This window comes from Microbacterium sp. (genome assembly GCF_039812165.1).
Classification (GTDB): Bacteria; Actinomycetota; Actinomycetes; order Actinomycetales; family Microbacteriaceae; genus Microbacterium.
The window spans coordinates 1-4,032 of sequence record NZ_JBDIAB010000236.1; the positions used below are offsets into that span (position 1 = coordinate 1).

6 protein-coding genes are annotated in these 4,032 nt (G+C 72.9%); 5 read left to right on the top strand and 1 reads right to left on the bottom strand.

Annotated elements, in window-relative coordinates:
- Positions 1 to 23 precede the first annotated feature (23 nt).
- The 4 genes from WML84_RS13450 to WML84_RS13465 are packed head-to-tail and all read left to right on the top strand — an operon-like array spanning position 24 to position 2,654.
- A complete protein-coding gene (locus WML84_RS13450; RefSeq protein WP_347346647.1) occupies positions 24 to 797 on the top strand; it encodes an SDR family oxidoreductase in 774 nt (257 codons plus the stop codon).
- Positions 794 to 1,291, top strand: a complete 498-nt coding sequence (locus tag WML84_RS13455; RefSeq protein ID WP_347346648.1) for a phosphoribosyltransferase — start codon at positions 794 to 796, stop codon at positions 1,289 to 1,291. Before WML84_RS13450 ends, WML84_RS13455 begins: the two co-directional genes overlap by 4 nt.
- 4 nt (positions 1,292 to 1,295) lie before the next feature.
- Complete coding sequence (locus WML84_RS13460) at positions 1,296 to 1,988, top strand: uracil-DNA glycosylase (RefSeq protein WP_347346649.1); 693 nt, start codon at positions 1,296 to 1,298, stop codon at positions 1,986 to 1,988.
- Positions 1,989 to 2,039: 51 nt separating this feature from the next.
- Positions 2,040 to 2,654 (top strand): N-acetyltransferase family protein, encoded by a 615-nt coding sequence (locus WML84_RS13465; protein WP_347346650.1) that lies wholly within the window; start codon positions 2,040 to 2,042, stop codon positions 2,652 to 2,654.
- 15 nt (positions 2,655 to 2,669) lie between these two features.
- Here WML84_RS13465 and WML84_RS13470 read toward each other — a convergent pair whose 3' ends face one another.
- Complete coding sequence (locus tag WML84_RS13470) at positions 2,670 to 3,311, bottom strand: DUF6226 family protein (protein ID WP_347346651.1); 642 nt, start codon at positions 3,309 to 3,311, stop codon at positions 2,670 to 2,672.
- A gap of 114 nt (positions 3,312 to 3,425) precedes the next feature.
- On the opposite strand from WML84_RS13470, the gene WML84_RS13475 reads away from it, so the two are divergent.
- On the top strand, positions 3,426 to 3,992 hold the full coding sequence (locus WML84_RS13475) for a hypothetical protein (protein WP_347346652.1): 567 nt from the start codon (positions 3,426 to 3,428) through the stop codon (positions 3,990 to 3,992).
- Positions 3,993 to 4,032 lie beyond the last annotated feature (40 nt).

Genomic DNA, 4,032 nt, shown 5'->3' on the forward strand with positions numbered 1-4,032 from the left:
GCGGGAGGGATAGCGTGGGAGTCATGGCACGTCGCGCAGTCGTCACGGGAGCGAGCTCCGGAATCGGTGAGGCGGTGGTGCGGGTGCTCCGCGCGACCGGCTGGGAGGTCGTGGGCGTGGCCCGGCGCGCCGAGCGCCTGGCCGCCCTCGACGAGGAGGTGGGATCGGCATCCTTCGCCGCGGACCTCACGAACGAGGCCGACGTCGCGGCCCTCGCCGAGCATCTCGCCGCCAGCGGGCCGGTGCATGCGCTCGTGCACATCGCCGGCGGCGCACGCGGCGCCGACCGCGTGGAGGACGGCGACCCCGACGACTGGCGCTGGATGTTCGAGGTGAACGTCATGTCGGCGCAGCTCGTGACCGCGGCGCTCCTGCCGCTGCTGCGGCGCGCGGCCGCGGTGGACGGCCACGCCGACACGCTGTACGTCACGTCGACCGCGGCGCGCACCGCGTATGCGGGCGGCGGCGGATACAACGCCGCCAAGGCGGGCGAGGCGCTGCTCGCCGGCGCGCTCCGCCTCGAGTTGAACGGCGAGCCGATCCGCGTCACCGAGATCGCGCCCGGCATGGTGCGCACCGAGGAGTTCACCCTCAACAGGCTCGGCGGCGACCGCTCGCGCGCCGAGCAGGTGTACGAGGGCGTGGAGGCCCCGCTCACCGCGGAGGACGTCGCCGACGTCATCGCGTACGCGCTGAACGCCCCCGGGCACGTGAACCTCGACCTCATCGTCATGCGGCCGGTGGCCCAGTCGGCGCAGCATCTGCTCGCCCGCGGACCCCTGCGGGTGCGCTCGTGAGCGCGCGGGAACAGCTGACCTGGGAGGGCTTCGGCGCGGCATCCCGAGACCTGTCGCGCACGATCGTCGCCGACGGCTTCGTGCCCGACGTGGTCGTCGCGATCGCCCGGGGCGGCCTGCTGCCCGCGGGCGCGATCGCCTACGGCCTGGGCGTGAAGAACTGCGGGACGATCAACATCGAGTTCTACACCGGCGTCGGCACGGTGCTCGACACGCCGGTGGTGCTTCCGCCCGAGCTCGACCTCGCCGCGCTCGAGGGACGGCGCGTGCTGCTGGTCGACGACGTCGCCGACAGCGGACGCACGCTCGCGCTCGCCGTCGAGCTGCTGCACGCGCGCGGCGCCGACGTCCGGTCCGTCGTGATCTACACGAAGCCGACCACGATCGTGCAGCCGCACTACTCGTGGAAGCAGACCGACCTGTGGATCGACTTCCCCTGGTCGTGGCAGGGCTCGGTCGTCGAGCAGGATGCCGGGATCGCAGGGGTCGGCTGAACGCATGGCCATGTCGTTGCCCGAACTGGCCGGCGCCGGGCTGATCGACGCGGGTTGGGCCGAGGCGCTGGAGCCGGTCGGGCCCGACATCGCGGCGCTCGGCGAGCGGCTGCGGGCCGAGGTCGCCGCGGGGCGACGCTACCTCCCCGCCGGGGATCGCGTGCTGCGCGCCTTCCAGCGCCCGCTCGACCAGGTCGCCGTGCTGATCGTCGGGCAGGACCCGTACCCCACGCCGGGTCATCCGATCGGGCTCAGCTTCGCCGTCGACCGGCACGTGCGGCCGCTGCCGCGCAGCCTCGCGAACATCTACCAGGAGCTCGAGTCCGATCTCGGCATCCCGCCCGCCCCGCACGGCGACCTGTCGGCGTGGAGCGACCAGGGCGTCATGCTGCTCAACAGGGTGCTCACCGTGCGGCCCGGGGCGCCGGCATCCCATCGCGGGTGGGGCTGGGAGAAGGTCACCGAGCACGCGATCCGCACGCTCGTCGCGCGCGACCGGCCGCTCGTGGCGATCCTGTGGGGGCGGGATGCCGCGAACCTCAAGCCCCTGCTCGGCGGCACGCCGTCGATCGAGTCGCCGCACCCGTCGCCGCTGTCGGCGAGCCGCGGGTTCTTCGGTTCGAAGCCGTTCTCGCGCGCCAACGAGCTGCTGGAGCGGCAGGGGGCTGCGCCGGTCGACTGGCGGCTCCCGGAGTAGGCCCGCGCTCCCGCCCTCGGGCGTGCGCGCGCCCGGTACTAGGCTGGCCGCGTGTCCGGACTCGACAGCGACCGCCGGCGGCTGCCGCGCCATCTGCGGCGGCGCCCGGAGCCCGAGCAGCCGTTCTCGTTCCGCATCCGGCCGGCGGTGCGTGCAGACATGCCGCACGTGCGCGAGATCTACAACCACTACGTCACGAACTCCGTCGTGACCTTCGACGAGAAGCGCTGGACGCACAAGCAGTGGCTCGACAAGTTCGACTACCTGCAGAAGCTGAAGCTGCCGTTCCTGGTCGCCGAGTCGCCGACCGGCCAGGTCCTCGGCTACGGTCTGGTCTCGCCGTGGACCGGCAAGTCCGGGTACCGCTACACGGTCGAGAACTCCATCTACCTGGGCCAGGCGGCCACCGGCAAGGGGCTCGGCAAGGCGCTCCTGGAGGCGCTCATCGAGGAGTGCCAGGCCCTCGGCATCCGCGAGATGGTCGCCGTGATCAGTGACAAGGGCGCCGAGGCGTCCGTCGCCCTGCACGAGCGGTTCGGATTCGTGGAGGTGGGCCGCATGGGCCGCGTGGGCTTCAAGTTCGGCCGCTGGCTGGGCACCATCTACCTGCAGAAGAGCCTCAAGCCCGCGAAGAGGCGCGGGCTCTTCGGCCGCCCGTCGTCCTAGCGTCGGCCCGGACGGTCAGCGCTTCGCGGGCCACGCCGCCCACATGCCGTCCTCCGGGAGGGAGCGCTGCGCCTGCTGCACGCGTTCCCGCGGAAGATCCTGGATGCGGCCGCTCCCCGCGCGCATCGCGACGCCGGGCTCGTCGAGCCGGTAGTGGACACGCCGTCCCGGCCACGGGTCGAGTCGCTCCGCGTAGCCGCCGCACGTGACGACGCGGACCGTCCACTCGAGCTCTTCGACCAGTGACAGGACGTCGTCGTCGCATGCGTCGCACCCGCACACCGGGAAGTGGAAGTCGTGGAGCGCCCCGGCATGGAGGCACACGCCGGGGAACGACGTCAGCACGAACGTGAGGGGCCCCGCGGCCGGGTCGCGGGGCACGAGCCGGACGGCGCGCACGATGTCGGACGACCCGTGCACGAGGTCGGCGGCGACCCCGGGATCCTCCACGACGTCCACGTCGAAGTCCGTCCGCAGCCACTCGACGAGGGCCCCGGCGACGAGATGCAGGGGAGCGAACCGGTCGAGGTGGCTCGTGCGGGAGTACGCCTCCTCGGGAGGGGAGCCGCCGCCCCACCGGCGGCCGTACTCGATCGGGTCGCCGTGCTCGTCCCGGTGGGTCGCGGCGGGAAGGACCGGCCGCCGGTACTCGCTCACCCGTTCACCGTACGCGACGGTTCGGGATGCCGGCGCCGCGCGCGTATCAGCGCGACCGGCCCGGATCTCCTTCCCGTGTGCCGCTCCACGAAGCGGCGACCCGAGGAGGTTCCCATGTCCGAGTCCCGTCGCGCGCGCGATGCCGCGCCGTCGCACGCCGAAGCCATCGACGCGGAGGGCGCGCACGCGCTCCGCGCGATCGATCCGTCCATCTTCAGCCGCACGGTCGACACGCTGTCGCCGGTCCGGCCGGTGGGGTCGGGTCGCACCAACGTCACCATCATCGCGCCGACGATCGTGCAGACGGATGCCACGGTGCCCTTCGCCGGCTTCGAGCTGGTCGCCGGACGTCGGGCCGGTGCCGTCGCGATGCACGTCGAGCCCGCGGCCTACGGGCTGAACGCGCCCGACCGGTTCAACCTCGCGTTCGCCGTGTCGACCGAGGGCGGTCCGTGCACGTTCTCGTGGCAAGGCGGGTTCGACGCGAACCAGGCCACCGGGTCGGCGACCGTGAACGGCCAGGGCTGGGTGACGTTCTCGCTCGGCATGTCGAGTCCCGGCGCCACCGGACTCGCGAACATCACGCAGGTCTCCGGCGCCCGCTGGCAGTGGCACCGGCTCGTGATCAGCCGCCCGATCGTGTTCACACCCATCGAGGGAGGCGTGCTCACGCCGCTGTGAGGCGTGTCGTCGGAGCGCGGCCCGGGTGTGGTCGGTTGGG

Bases quoted from the DNA above. Each gene is read 5' to 3' on its own strand.
- WML84_RS13450 (WP_347346647.1), top strand. From the start codon at position 24: ATGGCACGTCGCGCAGTCGTCACGGGAGCGAGCTCCGGAATCGGTGAG.
- WML84_RS13460 (WP_347346649.1), top strand. From the start codon at position 1,296: ATGGCCATGTCGTTGCCCGAACTGGCCGGCGCCGGGCTGATCGACGCG.
- WML84_RS13475 (WP_347346652.1), top strand. From the start codon at position 3,426: ATGTCCGAGTCCCGTCGCGCGCGCGATGCCGCGCCGTCGCACGCCGAA.